The organism is Thalassotalea sp. Sam97, assembly GCF_041379765.1.
GTDB classification, from domain to species: domain Bacteria; phylum Pseudomonadota; class Gammaproteobacteria; order Enterobacterales; family Alteromonadaceae; genus Thalassotalea_A; species Thalassotalea_A maritima.
Window position 1 is genome coordinate 2,807,807 of the sequence record NZ_CP166919.1, and the last position, 19,025, is coordinate 2,826,831.

The 19,025-nt window shown below is 43.3% G+C and carries 16 protein-coding genes; 3 read left to right on the forward strand and 13 right to left on the reverse strand.

The features are described 5' to 3' along the window. The first annotated feature begins 47 nt into the window (after positions 1 to 47). Entirely contained in the window at positions 48 to 2,903 is a 2,856-nt protein-coding gene (locus ACAX20_RS12500) for a valine--tRNA ligase (RefSeq protein WP_371186663.1), read from the forward strand. A 136-nt stretch (positions 2,904 to 3,039) separates the two neighbouring features. Here ACAX20_RS12500 and ACAX20_RS12505 read toward each other — a convergent pair whose 3' ends face one another. Further along, on the reverse strand, positions 3,040 to 3,570 hold the full coding sequence (locus tag ACAX20_RS12505) for an outer membrane beta-barrel protein (RefSeq protein ID WP_371186665.1): 531 nt from the start codon (positions 3,568 to 3,570) through the stop codon (positions 3,040 to 3,042). A gap of 356 nt (positions 3,571 to 3,926) precedes the next feature. On the opposite strand from ACAX20_RS12505, the gene ACAX20_RS12510 reads away from it, so the two are divergent. Continuing rightward, the gene (locus ACAX20_RS12510; protein WP_371186667.1) at positions 3,927 to 5,042 is read left to right on the forward strand and encodes an alpha/beta hydrolase-fold protein; all 1,116 of its coding nucleotides are present in this window, start codon (positions 3,927 to 3,929) and stop codon (positions 5,040 to 5,042) included. Between the two features lie 107 nt (positions 5,043 to 5,149). Here ACAX20_RS12510 and rraB read toward each other — a convergent pair whose 3' ends face one another. The 11 genes from rraB to ACAX20_RS12565 form a co-directional block, all read right to left on the reverse strand. Next, positions 5,150 to 5,527, reverse strand: coding sequence for a ribonuclease E inhibitor RraB (gene rraB, locus ACAX20_RS12515; protein ID WP_371186669.1), 378 nt, complete (start codon positions 5,525 to 5,527; stop codon positions 5,150 to 5,152). After that, positions 5,524 to 6,285 (reverse strand): 1-acylglycerol-3-phosphate O-acyltransferase, encoded by a 762-nt coding sequence (locus ACAX20_RS12520; RefSeq protein ID WP_371186671.1) that lies wholly within the window; start codon positions 6,283 to 6,285, stop codon positions 5,524 to 5,526. The genes rraB and ACAX20_RS12520 overlap by 4 nt, the downstream gene beginning before the upstream one ends. Before the next feature lie 141 nt (positions 6,286 to 6,426). Next, the gene (gene parC, locus ACAX20_RS12525; protein WP_371186673.1) at positions 6,427 to 8,685 is read right to left on the reverse strand and encodes a DNA topoisomerase IV subunit A; all 2,259 of its coding nucleotides are present in this window, start codon (positions 8,683 to 8,685) and stop codon (positions 6,427 to 6,429) included. A gap of 139 nt (positions 8,686 to 8,824) precedes the next feature. Further along, positions 8,825 to 9,253, reverse strand: a complete 429-nt coding sequence (locus ACAX20_RS12530) for a VOC family protein (protein ID WP_371186675.1) — start codon at positions 9,251 to 9,253, stop codon at positions 8,825 to 8,827. A gap of 30 nt (positions 9,254 to 9,283) precedes the next feature. Then, positions 9,284 to 9,799: a hypothetical protein gene (locus ACAX20_RS12535; RefSeq protein ID WP_371186677.1), complete on the reverse strand. Its 516-nt coding sequence runs from the start codon at positions 9,797 to 9,799 to the stop codon at positions 9,284 to 9,286. Between the two features lie 135 nt (positions 9,800 to 9,934). Continuing rightward, a complete protein-coding gene (locus ACAX20_RS12540) occupies positions 9,935 to 11,095 on the reverse strand; it encodes an IS256 family transposase (protein WP_371185618.1) in 1,161 nt (386 codons plus the stop codon). Between the two features lie 199 nt (positions 11,096 to 11,294). Further along, complete coding sequence (parE, locus tag ACAX20_RS12545) at positions 11,295 to 13,184, reverse strand: DNA topoisomerase IV subunit B (RefSeq protein WP_371186679.1); 1,890 nt, start codon at positions 13,182 to 13,184, stop codon at positions 11,295 to 11,297. A 123-nt stretch (positions 13,185 to 13,307) separates the two neighbouring features. Further along, positions 13,308 to 13,889, reverse strand: a complete 582-nt coding sequence (locus ACAX20_RS12550) for a YqiA/YcfP family alpha/beta fold hydrolase (RefSeq protein WP_371186680.1) — start codon at positions 13,887 to 13,889, stop codon at positions 13,308 to 13,310. A gap of 80 nt (positions 13,890 to 13,969) precedes the next feature. After that, on the reverse strand, positions 13,970 to 14,743 hold the full coding sequence (locus ACAX20_RS12555; RefSeq protein WP_371186682.1) for a metallophosphoesterase: 774 nt from the start codon (positions 14,741 to 14,743) through the stop codon (positions 13,970 to 13,972). A gap of 18 nt (positions 14,744 to 14,761) precedes the next feature. After that, complete coding sequence (locus tag ACAX20_RS12560; RefSeq protein WP_371186683.1) at positions 14,762 to 15,208, reverse strand: DUF1249 domain-containing protein; 447 nt, start codon at positions 15,206 to 15,208, stop codon at positions 14,762 to 14,764. A 1-nt stretch (position 15,209) separates the two neighbouring features. Then, positions 15,210 to 15,830, reverse strand: a complete 621-nt coding sequence (locus ACAX20_RS12565; RefSeq protein ID WP_371186684.1) for an NUDIX domain-containing protein — start codon at positions 15,828 to 15,830, stop codon at positions 15,210 to 15,212. Positions 15,831 to 15,985: 155 nt separating this feature from the next. On the opposite strand from ACAX20_RS12565, the gene tolC reads away from it, so the two are divergent. Beyond that, on the forward strand, positions 15,986 to 17,323 hold the full coding sequence (gene tolC / locus ACAX20_RS12570) for an outer membrane channel protein TolC (RefSeq protein WP_371186685.1): 1,338 nt from the start codon (positions 15,986 to 15,988) through the stop codon (positions 17,321 to 17,323). A gap of 85 nt (positions 17,324 to 17,408) precedes the next feature. Here the strand turns inward: tolC and der are convergent, their stop codons facing one another. Further along, positions 17,409 to 18,914 (reverse strand): ribosome biogenesis GTPase Der, encoded by a 1,506-nt coding sequence (gene der, locus ACAX20_RS12575; protein WP_371189654.1) that lies wholly within the window; start codon positions 18,912 to 18,914, stop codon positions 17,409 to 17,411. Positions 18,915 to 19,025 lie beyond the last annotated feature (111 nt).

Below are 19,025 nucleotides of genomic sequence, written 5' to 3' on the forward strand. Positions count from 1 at the left end.
GCTTTGCACACACAGTTGCAACGCATATTAAGATTGTAAGAAGCATCATGGAAAAAACATTTAATCCTTCCGCTATCGAACAAGCCATGTACAGTGCTTGGGAAGAAAAAGGTTATTTTAGTCCAACAAACGCAGACGATGGTTACTGTATTGCCATCCCGCCACCAAATGTTACCGGTAGCCTGCATATGGGGCATGCCTTCCAACAAACTATTATGGACTCTTTGATCCGTTATCAACGCATGCAAGGCAAGAGTGCCTTATGGCAGTCGGGTACCGATCACGCGGGTATCGCTACGCAAATGGTGGTTGAGCGCAAAATTGGCGCAGAAGAAAATAAAACCCGTCATGATTACGGTCGCGAAGCCTTTATCGACAAAATCTGGGAATGGAAAGAACACTCTGGTGGCACCATTGGCCAGCAAATGCGTCGTTTAGGTAACTCGATCGACTGGTCGCGCGATCGTTTCACCATGGACGATGGCATGAGTAATGCCGTACAAGAAGTGTTTGTTCGTCTATACCAAGAAGACTTGATCTATCGTGGTAAGCGCCTAGTAAACTGGGATCCAAAACTACACACCGCTATTTCTGACTTAGAAGTGGAAAATAAGGACAAGAAAGGCCACATGTGGCACTTCCGCTATCCTCTTGCCGATGGCGTGAAAACAGCCGACGGTAAAGACTACATTGTGGTAGCAACAACGCGTCCAGAAACCATGCTAGGTGATACTGGTGTAGCGGTAAACCCAGAAGATCCGCGCTACAAAGATCTTATTGGTAAAAACATCTTATTACCAATCGTTAATCGTTTAATTCCAATAGTTGGCGATGAACACGCCGACATGGAAAAAGGCACCGGTTGTGTAAAAATCACTCCGGCACATGACTTTAACGATAACGAAGTGGGTAAGCGTCATAACCTACCAATGATCAATGTCTTTGACATTGACGCAGCGGTGTTAGCCACAGCACAAGTGTTTGATGTCAATGGCGAAGAATCGAATGTTTACAGCAGCGAATTACCTCGTGAATATGCCGGTCTAGATCGTTTTGAAGCACGTAAAGCGATTGTTGCTGAGTTTGACAAGCTTGGCTTGTTAGAGGAAATCAAAGATCACGACTTAACCGTTCCTTACGGCGATCGTTCAGGCGTAGTCATTGAGCCTTTCCTAACCGACCAATGGTATGTACGTACTGAAACACTGGCAAAACCTGCGATTGAAGCGGTTGAAAACGGCGATATCGAGTTTGTGCCAAAGCAGTACGAAAACATGTACTTTGCTTGGATGCGTGACATTCAAGATTGGTGTATATCTCGTCAATTATGGTGGGGACACCGTATTCCAGCTTGGTATGACGCGCAAGGTAAAGTCTATGTTGGCCGCAGCGAAGAAGAAGTTCGCAGCCAATATAATCTAGCCGATGATGTTAGCCTAAGCCAAGACGATGACGTATTAGATACTTGGTTCTCATCAGCACTTTGGACCTTCTCAACCTTAGGTTGGCCTGAAGACACTGAGGCGTTAAAGAAATTCCACTCGACCGACGTACTGGTTACTGGCTTTGACATTATCTTTTTCTGGGTAGCGCGCATGATCATGATGACCATGCACTTTATTAAAGACGAAAACGGCAAGCCACAAGTTCCATTTAAGAAGGTTTACGTAACAGGTCTTATTCGCGATGAAAACGGCGATAAGATGAGTAAATCAAAAGGTAATGTTATCGATCCTTTGGATATGATCGACGGCATCAGCCTAGACGACTTACTGGAAAAACGTACTGGTAATATGATGCAGCCTCAGCTGAAACAAAAAATTACCAAGCTAACCAAAAAAGAATTCCCAAATGGTATTGAAGCACACGGTACCGATGCACTGCGCTTTACCTTAGCGGCGGTTGCCTCAACTGGCCGTGATATTAGTTGGGATATGAAGCGCTTGGAAGGTTATCGTAACTTTACCAATAAGCTATGGAACGCCAGCCGTTACGTGTTAATGAACACCGAAGAGCACGATTGCGGTCTTGAAAACAAAGACATGCAATTATCGCTTGCTGATCGCTGGATCATCGGTCAATTCCAAAACACGGTAAAAGCGGTACACGAAGCGTTTGATTCGTTCCGTTTTGATATCGCGGCACAAGCTTTGTATGAGTTCACCTGGAACCAATTCTGTGATTGGTACTTAGAGCTTACTAAGCCTGTGTTATTCAAAGGCAGTGAAGCAGAGCAACGTGGCACCCGTCATACCTTAGTCAACGTGTTAGAAGCCCTGCTGCGTTTGATGCACCCAATTATGCCATTTATCACCGAAACCATTTGGCAGCGTGTTGCACCATTAACCGGTACCGATGTAACCGATACCAGCATTATGGTACAGAGCTTCCCGCAGTTTGATGCGTCACAAGTTGATGAACAAGCAATTAATGACTTGGAATGGGTGAAACAGTTTATCGTCGCGATCCGTAATATCCGTGGAGAAATGGACATTGCGCCAAGCAAGCCATTACCGGTATTACTGAAAAACATCAACAACGAAGACGCTCGTCGCCTTGAAGAAAATCGCAACTTCATCAGCGCCTTAGCGAAACTAGAGAGCATTGATGTACTAGCCGATGACGAGCAAGGCCCTGCATCAGCAACCGCGGTTATTGGTGAAATGAGTGTGCTTATCCCTATGGCAGGTCTCATCGATGTGGAAGCGGAGCTTAGCCGCTTAACGAAGGCCATCGATAAAATCGAAAAAGACGTTGCCCGCACTAAAGGCAAGCTAAGCAACGACAACTTCGTTAGCAAAGCACCAGAAGCGGTTATTGCCAAAGAGCGTGAAAAACTGGCCGAAGCCGAAGCAACGGTTGCCAAACTTATTGAACAAAAACAGGCGATCAGCAACTTATAATCGCCCCGTTTTAGCTAATAAAGTAGCCAATAAAACAGCGTAAAAATAAAAGCCAGCACGTCATACGACCTGCTGGCTTTTTTGTATTTGAGATATATAGCTTAGCTTTACTGTATATCTACAAATCCGCTAAACACTAAAAATGCACATCAAAACCTAATGAGACTGGGTGATCATCTTTGCCATTTATGCTGATGCCTTGGTATTCCGCTCTTATAGACACTCGCTGAAAAAACATATAACTAGCACCAAAACCATAGGTTACATCACTCCCTGTATATTCACGTTGCCTTTCGCTGATCACATCATCATATAATTCATAATAATCTAAATCTTCAGACCACCATAAATAGCCCAGTTTTCCATACACAGCAAAATCACCCAATGGGTATTTAGCGATTAGCTCAAGCCCCTTGGCATTGGCCGACCATGCGTCCCTGCCTACAGGCGAGCCATAAGTTTCCTCACCAAAATCCAAATAACTTGCTTCAATCGCGAAATGCTCGTTAAACGAATAACCACCATGGAATTTGTACGCTTGGCTTTCAGTGTAATTATCTAAAAAAATAGCTGAAGCCCCTAGATATAGGTTATTCTGCTCAGATGCTTGGCTTACATTGCTCAATGCTGATAAACCGACAAGGCCAATTGCCATCCATTTTTTCATTATTATTTCCTTTTTAGTTCTTTTTTGTTCGTTATATCATTCGGTATGTAAAGACCCATCGTTTAATAAAGCCACCAATAAGCCAAAGACACATTAGCCTATTTGGCTGAGTTATTCCGTTGATATCCATTACTGTCACACAACAGAATCACCAAGCTTACATACTTATATATCAATAACTTAACTCCCCCATCCCACCATTGTCTAGCTAAAAACACGAGCTAAGAAAATATAAATCAATATCCTCTTCACCCAAAACTGTGGTCACTTCATCGCAAATGATATTGACCCGTCTGCGGTGAACACGATAGGTTGATGTACGCTTACTCCCAACAATAACAATTAAAGAGTCCACTATGATCAGGCTTTCGATTTTCCTATTATTTTTCTTTAGCTTAAGCGCTAACGCGTTGGCACAAACATTCCTTGGTAAAACACTTACTATTGATTCGAACGTGCTAGGGCAACAACGAGAGTTGCTGGTATCGCTTCCGAGTAATTATCAAACTGAAAAGTTTTACCACTACCCTGTGCTGTATATCACCGATGCCGATAGTCAGTTTAATCACATTGCCGCAACAATAGAGCTGCTTAATGGCACCATTAGCCCGATGATCGTGGTTGGGATCAAACAGCAAGAGCGCATGGCGGAGCTAGCGCCCTTTGCCTTTGATAAATCTTTGAGTCAAAGCAGTGATAAATTTCGCCGCTTTATTATTGACGAAGTAAAGCCATTTATTAGCCAGCAATATCGCACCGCCAACTTTAGCATGCTAAGCGGTCACTCAATTGGTGGCGCCTTTGTGTTGAATGCGTACTATCAAGACAAAGACAGCTTTGATGGATTTCTTGCTTTATCGCCAACGCTGGCTTGGGGTAACGAGCAATTATTAACCATGTTACCCGAGGTATATAAGCAACAAGAGCAACCTAAGCTTGCTACTGTATTTGAAGGACAATCGCCATTTCCTACACCAAAACAAAGTTATCAAGCACTTAATGAGCTCAATAAGCAGTATGCCCATTTAGCCACCAGTCACAGCAACACCCTGCTAGAGCAAGAAGATCACGTTTCGGTATCTCATTTAGGCGCATATCTCACATTAACTGAGTTATATCGTGGCTGGTTTTTATCGGTCCCGAAATTACTGGCAAGCCCTACAGCTTTTGATGGACACTATCAGCAATTAACGGATAAGTTAGGGTATACGGTCCAACCGACCGAAAACGAGCTGTGGCAATTAACTCAGGCACTACTGGGCGCTAAAAAGCTGGAGGATGCAACACGCGTTGTACAAAAAGCCAAGGCGTATTATCCCAACTCAAAATTTTCCTATGTGTTATTGGCTGATATCGCCAAAGCACAAGACGATAAAGACAAAGAAAAAGGCTATTTACTAAAAGCCATCAGCCTTGCAAATGATGATGAAATGCGTAAGCAGCGCTATCAAAAACGCCTAGCGAAACTTTAGTGAAAGTATAATTGGCTGGCATGTTAACCGTCACTGGTTAAACCAAAAAAGTCTAAACACAAAAAAGCCGCGTTCACGCGGCTTTTTAATACTAGGATGGCTATCACTTACTCCTCGAAGTAAGTGCCCCAACCATCGTAGTCAATGTTATTAGCAAGCGCGAACTCAAACATTTGCTGCGCTTCTTGTTTAATCACATCTTCTTCAAGGTACTGCTCGGTGATGATATCAAAAGCAAATACGCGAGCACCGTTTTCTAGCTCTGCTTCTTCTGGCTCTTCAACTTCTAGACCTAGCTTGAAGGCCGCAATCGCTGCCGCTTCTAACACGTCAAAATTAGAGCATGAAAAATGATGTTCAATGGTGTGTAGCGCTTCATCGTTCGAGCCATCTTCCAATAGCTCATTAACCAATGCATCGGTATGAGCAAACCACTCTTGTAGTTCTTCTTGTTGCTCGGCTGTTAGCGTCACTTCTGTACTCATACGTTTTCTACCTTTTTCGTTTCTACTAAAACATTGTCAAATGAGTGACCTGCTTCATCACTCAACTGTTTAATTTTATCTAACATCAATGCGTGGGTGTCATTAGCTAAATGGCGAATGTAATCACGCTCTGTGCCTTTCACTTCAATGGGTTCTAAGAACTCTATGATCATTTTACCGTTATTCCAACGGTTGAGTTTTACCATGTCATGGGTGTTGCTGACGCACACCGGTACAATCGGTACCTCTGCCATCGCGGCGGTATGGAATGCGCCGGTTTTAAATGGTAGCAAGCCACGGCCGTAACTGCGTGTACCTTCGGGGAACAACCACACTGAAATATTGCGCTCTTTAATTTTTTCTGCTGATGACGCAATGGTGCCGTGCGCTTTAGCGCGATTACCACGATCGATCAAAATATTGCCGGTGAACCAGTACATTTGGCCAAACAATGGTATCCATTTAAGGCTTTTTTTACCAATGCTTACGGTTTCTTTAGGTAATGATGCGCTCACGGTAAAAATATCATAAGAATTTTGATGATTCGCTACGTACACCATAGGGCCATGTTTACCCAAATTCTTCGGACGGCGAATTTCAACATCGATACCTAAAAGATAGGCTACTTTACCAATCATCGATGCCGTGTCGTGGACATTATTTTTATGGAATGGACGAACCACACAAAGTAGCATGGAAAAACAGAATATCAGCACTAATGCAATAAAAATTAAAATAATACGTAATATAGCTAGCACGAACCAACCTCATTAGCTAATAACAGGTTGCGAATTATACACATTAATAGCAGGGGTTGCGACTTTCATCTTCTCGAAATATAAAGCGCAGTAAAAAAGGCAGCTCAATGCTGCCTTCTTCATCTATTGGCTATCAGAAACTTATTCGCCATCGCCAATGTGAATACTTTCAACACGTTGTAATCCTCGTGGCAACTTGTTACCACGACGACCGCGCTCTCCGCGATAATGCTCTAAATCACTTGGTTTTAGCGTGAGTTTGCGTTTGCCTGCAAATAACGTGACCGGTACGTCTTTATCAACGACGGTTAAAATCGTCACAAACTCTTCGCGAGCCTTAGCTCTCGCCGCGGGCACATTAATGATTTTATTGCCTTTACCTTTACTTAGCTGCGGTAAATCGGTTAACGGGAACAACAACATACGGCCTTCTGTGGTAATCGATAAACACAGTTGCTGGTCAATATCATTAACCTCTTGCGGTGGCATCACCTTAGCGCCAGTTGGTAAAGTTAATAATGCTTTACCGTTTTTATTGCGCGATACCATATCGGCAAAATTACCGATAAAACCATAACCGCTATCGGAAGCCAGTAAATATTTTTGCTCATCGGCAGCCATCACCACATTGGTAAATGTCTCGCCTGCGCCTAAATTAAAGCGGCCTGTTAATGGCTCGCCTTGGCTGCGCGCCGATGGTAAGGTGTGCGCATCAGTGGCGTATGCCCTACCGGATGAATCAATAAATACCGCAGGGTTATTGCTGCGCCCTTTGGCACTGCATAAATACTTATCCCCCGCTTTGTAACTTAAACTTTCGGCATCAATATCATGCCCTTTGGCGGCGCGTGCCCAACCTTTTTCAGAAACTACCACAGTAACCGCTTCTGATGGCATCAAATCTTTTTCACTTAGGGCTTTAGCTTCGCCGCGCTCTACTAGCTTACAGCGACGTTCGTCGCCGTATTGCTCAGCGGCGGCAAGAATCTCCTTTTTCATTAAGGTGTTCATGCGCGCCTTAGAGCCAAGGATCTTTTCAATTTTATCGCGTTCAGTAGCGAGTTCGTCTTGCTCAGCGCGGATTTTAACTTCTTCAAGCTTGGCTAATTGGCGAAGTTTAATTTCAAGAATCGCCTCCGCTTGAGTTTTACTTAAGCTAAAGCGACTCATGAGTTCGCCCTTGGCGTCGTCATATTCACGAATAATGGCGATCACTTCGTCAATATTTAGATAAGCAATTAACAAACCTTCAAGAATATGCAAACGGGCAAGCACTTTATCGAGACGGTATTGTAAACGGCGGCGAATGGTTTCGCGACGAAACTCTAGCCACTCCGATAAAATTTGCTGTAGGTTTTTCACCGCTGGGCGGTTGTCTAACCCCAGCATATTTAGATTTACTCGGTAATTTTTCTCTAAATCGGTGGTCGCGAACAAATGCGCCATTAATTGCTCAACGTTAACGCGATTTGAACGAGGCATAATCACTAAGCGTGTTGGATTTTCATGATCAGATTCATCACGTAAATCCGCTACCATAGGTAATTTTTTGGCCTGCATTTGTTGAGCTATCTGCTCTAATATTTTCGCACCTGATGCCTGGTGAGGTAATGCGGTGATCACAATATCGCCCTGCTCGATATCATAAACGGCGCGCATTTTGATGCTACCACGACCCGTTTGGTACATTTTAGCAATGTCACTTTGCGGGGTAATGATTTCCGCATCGGTTGGGTAATCTGGCGCTTGCACATATTGTAATAAATCGGCAACATCAGCTTTCGGTTGCTCAATTAAGTGCACGCAGGCATTGGCAAGTTCTCGCACATTGTGCGGTGGGATATCGGTTGCCATACCTACAGCAATACCGGTAATACCATTTAATAAGATGTGCGGTAAGCGCGCCGGTAATGTCTTCGGCTCTTTCATGGTGCCATCAAAGTTTGGCAACCAGTCAACCGTGCCTTGGCCCAGCTCTGACAATAACACTTCGCTGAACTTCGATAATTTGGCTTCGGTATAACGCATTGCCGCAAACGATTTAGGATCGTCCGGCGCACCCCAGTTTCCTTGGCCGTCAACCAATGGATAACGATACGAAAACGGCTGAGCCATTAACACCATGGCTTCATAACATGCTGAATCGCCATGCGGGTGGAACTTACCCAGTACATCACCCACGGTACGCGCTGATTTTTTATATTTAGCGGCGGCATGTAAACCAAGCTCGCTCATCGCGTAAACAATGCGACGCTGTACCGGTTTTAAACCGTCACCAATGTGCGGTAGTGCACGGTCCATAATCACGTACATTGAGTAATTTAAGTAGGCGTCTTCGGTGAAACGTCTAAGCGGCAGTTGTTCTACGCCGTCTAGACTCATCTCTATGGCATCAGACATATGCAGGGAATCCTATATACCAGAATCAGTTAGGTTGACTATTATGATTTTTATAATCATTAGAATATCGAAAAAAAGCCTCTGAAAAAACCGTTTTTTCAGAGGCTTTTAAAAAACGTTTAAATTTTCATGCAATTAGCTACTTGTTAGAGGCTTGGTACTCCACATCCCAGAAACTTGCTTCAATGCGATGGCCATCTAAATCGATAATAAAGCAACCATAATATGGTGCACCATATTCAGGGCGAGGTCCTGGTTTGCCATTACATTGCCCACCATTGGCAAGAGCAACGCGGTAAAACTCATCAACTTGCGCCTTGCTGGTGGCCATAAAACCAATATGCGAACCATTAGCGACGGAAGCGGCTTGCTGATCGTAGGGTATTTGCAGCCAAAACGTTGGATAACCTTTACCATACGCCACCGCCTGCTCGTGTTGTACCACTTGCGTGATCCCTAACGTTGCGAGCACCTGGTCATAAAAAGCGATAGCATCTAACAGCTGGTTGGTTCCAAGTGAAATATGACACAAGGTTTTTGCCTGCTGTTGAGCTGAAGTAATATCCATATTTCATTATCTTGATTAACTAAATTTTGCTTAGTTTAATCTATCGCTACGCCAATAGCGACTGGGCTTTTGATTGACTTGCTGAAGACTGCCTTCTTCGTCAATTAAATAAGCTAACACGCTATCACTATCAAACTGATACTCCACTTGACTGACTAATGTACTGTCTTCGTCAATTTCTACAGCATACTGCATAAAGTCTTTAACTTCGTTTTTATCATCAAAGGTTAACAACAATCGTTGTTGTCGATTTGAAAATATCGACATTTCAGCCAGTAAATAGGTGTTTTTACCTGTAACATTATTATGCAAAACACCAATCGCCATACCTCGCCAGTATTGCAAATGTTCATTACGGGCTTTGGTAAATACGGCATAAGCATATTTTTGTTTAACATCCGAAACTAGCTCAAAGTGCTCTTGCTCCATGGTTCGAAAAGTCTGATCACGGAATTTAAGCATTTCCATGCGAACATAGGTAGGTGGCGGTAACGAACTACAAGCAAGAAGGGCAAAACACAGGCTTAAAGATACAAATACTTTCATAGCTAACTCTTTTATTTTTATCAGTATTTGTAAAGCATAGTAGAAAAATTTCAGCCTTCAACTAGAGATAACAAGCCGTATTGGTACCGTCCCAGAAAGTGTGTCTCTCTTATTTTAATTTCAGTTTCAAATTACCTAGTTAAACAAGTTACTTTTCTCAAAGCGACTTATCGGGTATTGGTAAGTCGTTTTATTCATATCCAGTGCTACCTTACTTAGAATGGTTAATACAGAATCAACACTTGGCATGGAATTCCTTATTTTTAACGTTCGTTTGAATGATTTATTTAATCGTTCAATCCAGTTGGTAGTATAAATCATATTGCGGATGATCGGCTCAAAGTCCAAGTATGTGGCGTAATACTGCAAGTACGGCTTATCAATAAACATCTTAAAGTTAGAATATCTCTTACCCCACTTCTCATATAACCACCGAGCGCGGATCATAAGTTCTTCACGGTCATCTGATTGATCATCTAAATTAAAGACAAACCTCAAATCATCAGCGACTTCACCACGATGAGACTTCTTCACTTTTTTTAAGATGTTGCGTTTCATATGTAAGACGCACTTTTGAATTTTACATTGATAATGCCGTTCAATGGCCGAATCTAAGCCCGATAGGTTATCAATCACAGCAAGGTCGATTTGCTTGAGGCCACGCTCCTTTAAATCTAACAAGATGTCATCCCAATTGGCTGCTGATTCGGTCGGTGCATTGTAAATACCAATCACTTCACGAGTCATGTCGTGCTTTACCGCTAAAACGATATAGTAGGCTTCGCTAGAAACCGTTTCACGCTTTGTTTTGATAAATGTCGCATCGAGATAAATGATGGGGTAATAATCGCATAACTTCTGTTTTCTGAAGTCTTCCATTTCCTCATATAGGCTCTTAGTAATGCGCGATACGGCGCTTCGAGTGAGCTTTTGGCCATAGATAGATTCAGTTATTGATTCAATTTCTCGAGTTGTAAGCCCCTTGGCATAAAGCTCAAAACAAAGTTCGTTCAGTGTATCGCTTTGCTCTTTCATGACATTGAGGATCCAAGGCTTGAATTGATTTAATCGATCACGAGGTACCTGTAAAGATAGAGCATCACCTATACCTAAGCCTGCCACAGGTCTATAGCCATTGCCTTTGTTACCTTGAGAAGATCTTAGGTATTCCGTTCGCTCAGCTTTCATAAATGAATTAAGGGCGAGCTCTAATACCTGATTTAGACCACCTGGCTTTTGGATTAAAGAATCTAATGCTGCTTGAATTTGCTTACTATTCAGCGTTAAATTAGTCATAGTCTCTCTCCGTTTGTTGTTGATTGTTTTTTGGTCGAAACTTTCAACTAAACTAAGAGAGACTTTTTTATTTGTCTAGTGGGACACACTTTAGTGGGACGGTATGGCCGTATTATGCTGCTGTCGCTGATTTTATTTGGTCAACAAAAAAGCCCCGCTAACGAGATTCGCGGGGCTTTAACGTATGTTGGGCTTAAAATTACGACAAGGTAACCAAATTACCTTTTTCTTGCAGCCAATCCTTGCGATCTCCAGCACGTTTTTTTGATAGCAACATGTCCATGATTTCCATGGTGGTATCGTATTCATCTACCGTTAATTGGACTAAGCGACGGGTATTAGGGTCCATAGTGGTCTCCCGCAATTGCAATGGATTCATCTCACCTAAACCTTTAAAGCGCTGTACGTTAACCTTGCCACGCATTTTTTCTGCCTCGATACGGTCAAGGATGCCTTGTTTCTCTTGCTCGTCAAGGGCATAAAACACCTCTTTACCGACGTCAATTCGGTACAGAGGTGGCATCGCCACGTAAACATGACCAGCTTGCACAAGTGGTAAAAAATGCTGAGTAAATAACGCACAGAGAAGGGTCGCAATATGCAGACCATCGGAGTCTGCATCGGCTAAAATACAAATTTTGCCATAACGCAAACCGGATAAGTCCTCAGAGTCTGGGTCGATACCAAGTGCTACCGAAATATCATGAATTTCTTGTGATGCTAAAATCTGTCCAGACTCCACTTCCCAAGAGTTCAGAATTTTACCGCGCAGAGGCATAATCGCTTGAAAGTCACGATCTCGCGCTTGTTTGGCACTACCGCCAGCTGAGTCACCCTCAACTAAGAATAACTCAGTACGTTCTGGCTCTTGCGAGCCACAATCCGTTAATTTACCCGGTAACGCAGGGCCTTGGGTTACCTTTTTACGGACCACTTTTTTACTGGCACGCATCCGACGCTGGGCATTGGCAATACAAAATTCCGCTAACGCTTCCGCAATATCAGTATGTTCATTAAGCCATAAACTAAAAGCGTCTTTGACCACGCCCGAGACAAAAGCAGAACATTGTCTTGACGACAAGCGCTCTTTAGTTTGACCTGCAAATTGTGGATCTTGAATTTTTACTGACAAGATAAACGCACATTTATCCCAAATATCATCTGGGGTCAGTTTTACGCCGCGAGGAATTAAATTACGAAATTCACAAAACTCGCGCATCGAGTCCAGCAACCCTTGGCGCAAACCGTTAACATGGGTACCACCTTGAATGGTAGGAATTAAGTTAACATAACTCTCACCAATGCTATCGCCGCCTTCCGGTAACCAAGTAACGGCCCAATCAACGGCTTCGTGCTGTGATGCAAAGGTTCCGATAAATGGTTGTTCAGGTAAGTTAGGCCATTTGGCAACGGCTTCTTTCAAGTAATCTTGTAAGCCATTTTCATAACACCAATGATATTTTTCACCCGCTACTTTATCGTGGAACTTAATCGATAAACCCGGGCATAACACGGCTTTGGCTTTTAAAATGTGTACCATGCGTGATACGGAGAATTTATGCGAGTCAAAGTAACTGGCATCAGGCCAAAAACGTACACGAGAACCGGTATTGCGCTTACCAACGGTCCCCGTTACCGTAAGATCCGATACCTTTTCGCCGTTTTCAAAGGCCATTTCAAAAACTTTTTGATCGCGGCGCACCACCACTTCAACACGAGTTGATAAGGCATTAACCACAGAAATACCAACCCCGTGTAAACCACCTGAAAATTGATAATTCTTATTCGAGAATTTACCGCCGGCATGCAGACGACAAAAGATCAACTCAACCCCCGGAACGCCCTCTTCAGGGTGTATATCCGTTGGCATCCCACGACCATCATCAATAACTTCTAGCGACTGGTCTTCATGTAAGATCACTTGGATATTACGAGCAAAACCTGCTAAGGCTTCATCTACAGAGTTATCAATAACCTCTTGTCCTAAATGGTTCGGTCTATTGGTATCGGTGTACATGCCTGGGCGGCGGCGTACAGGGTCGAGACCACTTAAGACCTCAATGGCGTCGGAATTATATTGATCAGTCATAAAGGTATCACTATATGTATTGATTGGCTTTATTGTTGTAGTTTGTGCGCAGATATCTGCTTACACCGTACCGTATCACTGGCTAAGTAAGCAAGAATACACAACATTTACGATGCTAAAGGTTTACCCATTATTCTCTAATTGAAAGAATTTGACAACATCGGGTAGCATTTTTTCAAAGCCGACAAAGCTGTGGTCACCACCTTCTTGTACCAATAAGCAGGTGTCACGATACTTATTAACCGCTTGCTGATAATCAAGTACTTCATCACCTTTTTGCACCATAACCATAAACTTATCGACATCAATATCATCAACCCAAAGCCTTTTAAGTTGCTGCATATGCTCGCTTGTTACGTGATACGTTTCATTGGTATATGGGTTGGTATGCTCACCAATAACCTCAGCTAATAATTCAAACGGTTTAACTGCAGGGTTAATTAATACCGCAGGAATCGAAAAGCGTGATGCCAAATAGGTGGCAAAATATCCCCCCAATGATGAACCAGTCAACATCCAAGACGCCTCAGGGGCAGACTCAATAATATCGACGAGTTGTTTGATCGCCGCATCTGGTGTGGTCTTCAGCTGTGGCGCGACAACATCGATTTGTGGAAAGTGTTGATTAAAGTAAGCCTTGGTTTGTTCCGCCTTTAAAGATTTTGGCGAACTATTAAAACCATGGATGGTAAGTAGCTTTTTCATATTAAATGGTTTCGTTATTATATTTTTTGTTTGTTAAGTCATCATTAGCCTGCCGTCCTAGCATGGCAACAGGCTAGTCTCTATAGGTAGACAAGGCGCGAGTTGATGACATCATTAGCCCCTAAATCAAATAAGCGCAAACCTGGCCTGGTTGATTCGGCAAGTAAGTCATTGGGGTGGCGAGCAAACATAATAGAGGTTGCAGGACAGGTAAATACAGTCACATCATTATAGTGATACTCCTCACCACGATGGACATGACCACAAGCAATGGCGCGGATCTTCGGCGCGCTAGCAACTGACTGCCAAAATTGCTGTTTGTTATTAAGGCCATGACGGTCAATAAAGTAACCGACATCCATCGGATGATGATGCATAAATACTAGGCTTGGTTGCTCAGTCAATGCCTCAATGCGACGCCTTTGCGATGAGTTTACCTCACCACTTGGGGTTACTGATTTGCTATCAACAAGCAATATCTGCCATTCATCGAGGTGAATCGTTTGCTCGTGAGTAATGCATGTTGCCGTTAATTGTTGTTTAAGCAGTTGACGATCATCGTGGTTACCTGGGACATAAGCAACAGGGCAAGGCAACTTGGCAGCCGCGACCAATTCATTAAAGCGCTGATAAGAAGCAATGCTATGATCTTGTGATAAGTCACCGGTGAACACCACCAGTTTTAACTCCGCCATCCTCGCAAGGTAACTAAATACTGTTTCTAAATTTCGGTAAACGTTGGCGCCAAAGTGTAAGCTATCGATATCACCATATAAATGACAATCAGATATTTGCGCTATTTGAATGCTTGATTGCATATCCATTGCTGGTACCGAAGGTGGTTGTTTATCCATAATATTCAATCGCCCCCACTAAAGATTCAACTGCACAGGCGCTCTACCCTGCTGTAAACACAATTGCAACCATTGGCCAAGAAACGCCAAGGTTTGATGTTTTTCATCGGGTTGATGCATGTTTTTATTAGGGTAATTATAACGCGGCTTTATTTGGCGCACGCATTGGCTTTCTATCACCTCAATGACTTTCGCATCATGGTAAAGGCGAATAACCATCACTGGTCTTGGTAAAAATACCTTGCCAATCGTATGTTCACTATCGCTACGTAATTGTTCAAATTTAACCACATGGGTATAACGTGTATCCTCTAATACCGTTAAACGATAACTTAAGTGATCATCGATAAAAAATAGACGACTTTGCCCTTGTTGCTCAATTGGTGTTAACAATCGATTTAGCAACATGTAATTGGTTTCGGCTAATGACAGTAAGTTGGTTAAATCCGGTTTATAACGACTCATGCTAATCCTTGTAATGTAGCGCTAGCCATTGTAACCCAATTATCGTTGAAGCGTTATTGACTTTACCTTGCTCGAGCAACCGCAGGGCTTGTGTCAAGCTAACTTTATAGCTTTTAATATCTTCGTGTTCGTTATCTAAACCATGCACTTGACCGGCCTGATAATCACTCAAGTCGACATAAGCAACATAGAGATAAAGCTTCTCAGAGCAACCGCCAGGACTTGGCAGAAATTCCATGACATACTCGCAATCGGCGACATCAATATCAATATTGGCTTCTTCTTTTGCTTCGCGTATCGCAACTTCTATAGGTTGCTCATTCGGTGCGAACATGCCGGCAATGAACTCTAACATCCAAGGGTCATCTTGAGTACGAATAGCACCCGGACGAAATTGCTGAATTAACAATAAATGCTTCGCCTGCCTATCAAATACCATCAACACCACCGCATCACCGCGTTCAAAAATTTCGCGCGTAATCAATGGACTTTGTTCACCATTGAACAGCTTGTGCCGTAATCGGTACTCATCAATGCGAAAAAAGCCTTGATAGTTGCTATTTATAGCCTCTACATTGAAATCTTGGTCAGTAAACCGACTAATTGTTTGCTTGCTTTTCATAATTTGTAATACTTATAGATATAACAACATGTTAGAGAAAACTTCTGTTACACTTTAACAAGGTTGGTAACGGTTTTTAATTTCCGCATAACATTAAATAACGATACACTTACCCTAATAACAAAAGCTTTATAAACCAAGGGAAAAACATACTCATGACAAATAAATTTAATTCTGTGGTTGCAGGGTTAGTTTTAGCTGGCATCAGTTCGCTGGCCAGTGCTCAGGACCTAAAAGATAGCTATCAGCTAGCGCTACAAAATGATCCAACAGTATTAAGAGCCGAGGCACAAGTTAAAGCATCCAAAGAGCTGGTTGAACAAGCTCGCTCGCTATTGCTACCGCAAGTTAATGGTGCTGCATCTTATACTATGTCACAAACCGACTTCGATGCCTTCTCGCAAGATGATGACGTACTGCGCCTTGGTGTTAATCTGAATATGGATGTTTATAATCATAGCAGCTGGCTAGGATTGGACATTGCCGACAAACAAGCGCATCAATTTGATATTAACTATCAATTTGTTAAACAACAAATGATCACCCGTGTCACCGAAGCTTATTTTGACGTGCTAGCAGCGATGGATACCTTAGAATTTGCACGAGCAGAAAAAAATCCCATCGAACGTCAATTAGAGCAAACCAAACAGCGGTTTTCTGTTGGCCTAACGGCAATCACTGACGTTCACGAAGCGCAAGCACAATACGATAATTCAGTCGCCAACGAGATTTCCGCACAAAATGACGTGTACACCGCTGAAGAAGTACTACGAGAAATCACGGGGACTTACCCTCGCAATTTAGCGGTATTAAATACCGAACGCTTTAGCGCCGTAACACCATCACCAGCAAGTGCCGAACAATGGCAACAAACCGCCGAAACAAACAATCTGCAGTTAATTAATCAAAAAGTCAGCGTTGACATTGCCAAAGAAAATATTGACTTAGCGCAGTCGGGTCATTATCCAACATTAGCGTTAAGCGGTAGTGTTGGTACCAGTAACAGCGATAGAGATTGCTCGCCAACCAGCTTTTGTAATAGCTTAAATGGCGCCGATGTCGATGACTCTTCCATTGGCTTAAGCTTAAACGTGCCTATTTATTCTGGTGGCCGAACCAGCTCATTAGTACGTCAAGCACAACAAAATTATGTTGTTGCTAGCCAAGATATGCAGCTAACCTACCGCGGTGTTGTACGAGGCTCACGTATCGCCTATAACACCATTGTTGCAACGATCTCGAGCATCAAAGCATTAGAGCAATCAGTCATTTCAGCGGAAAGTGCGTTAAAAGCAACCGAAGCTGGCTTTGAAGTAGGTACTCGTACCATTGTTGATGTGTTAGACCGCACCCAAAGCTTATATAACGCTAAACGTAACCTGTCCAATGCTCGTTACCGCTACATCATTAACATGCTGCGTTTAAAAGAGACTGCTGGCACCATTTCTGATCAAGATGTATTGGCGATTAACCAAGGACTTGTTGCTCAATAACAAGCTACTATTTAGCTCTAGGTATTAGCCAGAAGAAACAAAGGCGACCAGTTGGTCGCCTTTGTTATATAAAAACGTTAACGTATTAACGTTTTCTTGCTTTCGCTTCGTCGCTCCAGCCTTCTGTTTCACGAGCGCGCTTCTTACGTTCGGTGTAAGATAGCTTGCGCTTATGCGCAAACGGGTTCGCTGTGCCCCTAAAGTCAACCTTGACCGGGGTACCCATGATCTTCAGTGACTTTCTAAAGTAGTTGATCAAATAGCGCTTGTAGGAATCAGGTAACTGATTTACTTGGTTACCGTGAATAACGATAAGAGGCGGGTTGTAACCACCTGCATGCGCGTATTTCAGCTTAATACGACGGCCATTGACCAACGGTGGCTGATGATCAAACACTGCCATATCCAAAATCTTGGTTAACATCGCTGTTGATGTGCGCTTGGTCGCCGAATCAAAGGCTTCTTCCACCGATTCAAAGATATGACCAACGCCGGTACCATGTAACGCTGAAATAAAGTGCAAGCGAGCAAAATCAATAAACCCTAAACGACGGTCAATTTCCGATTTAATGCGATCTTTCACATCATTATCAAGACCATCCCACTTGTTAACCACCAAGACTAACGAACGGCCTGAGTTAAGGATGAAGCCCAGTAGGCTCAAATCTTGGTCGGTAATTTCTTCACGCGCATCCATCACCAACAATACCACGTTGGCGTCTTCAATCGCTTTAAGCGTTTTGATCACCGAGAACTTTTCAACCGCCTCATGCATATTCTTACGACGGCGAATACCTGCTGTGTCAATCAGGGTGTAGTTACGCTCATTACGCTCCATTGGAATATAAACACTATCACGTGTTGTGCCTGGCATATCGTAAACGACAACGCGCTCTTCACCTAATATGCGGTTGGTTAAGGTTGATTTACCCACATTCGGTTTACCAACGATAGCCAGCTTGATGGTGTCATCTTGAGCCGTTTCATCGCTGTCATCGAACTCTTCACCTTCGGCCAAATCGACCACGTCATCGTGCTCATACAGTGAATCATCTTCATCGATCTGTTCGCTCGCATCCGCCGCTTTGGCAAATGCCTCAATATGCGGGGCTAGGGCTACATACATTAACTGCGTCACACCTCGGTTATGCGCCGCCGCAATTTGATAAACCGTATCACCCAAGCCAAGCGAATAGAATTCAGCAATGGCCGAGTCAGCGTCAATGCCATCGATTTTATTGGCAACCAAGAATACTTTCTTGCTTTGTTTGCGCAAGTGAGCAGCAATAGCTTCGTCCGCCGACGTCAAACCAGCACGAGCATCGACTAAAAATAAAACCGCATCAGCTTCTTCAATCGCCATCAAAGATTGCTCGGCCATCTTTGCATCGATGCCTTGCTCATTACCTTCAATACCACCGGTATCAATAACGATGAATTGTTCGCCATCCACTTCCGCTTGACCATATTGACGGTCACGGGTAAGTCCCGGAAAGTCGGCAACTAAAGCATCGCGGGTACGCGTTAGACGATTAAACAACGTTGATTTACCAACGTTTGGGCGCCCTACAAGGGCAACAACAGGAAGCATGGCCACCTCAAAAATTCCACCTCAAAAATGAGGAAATTAAAACAACAAACGGCCCCGTAAGTACTTAGGGGCCGTTAATAACTGTAGCAACTCAGACTTATTTTGCCGAGT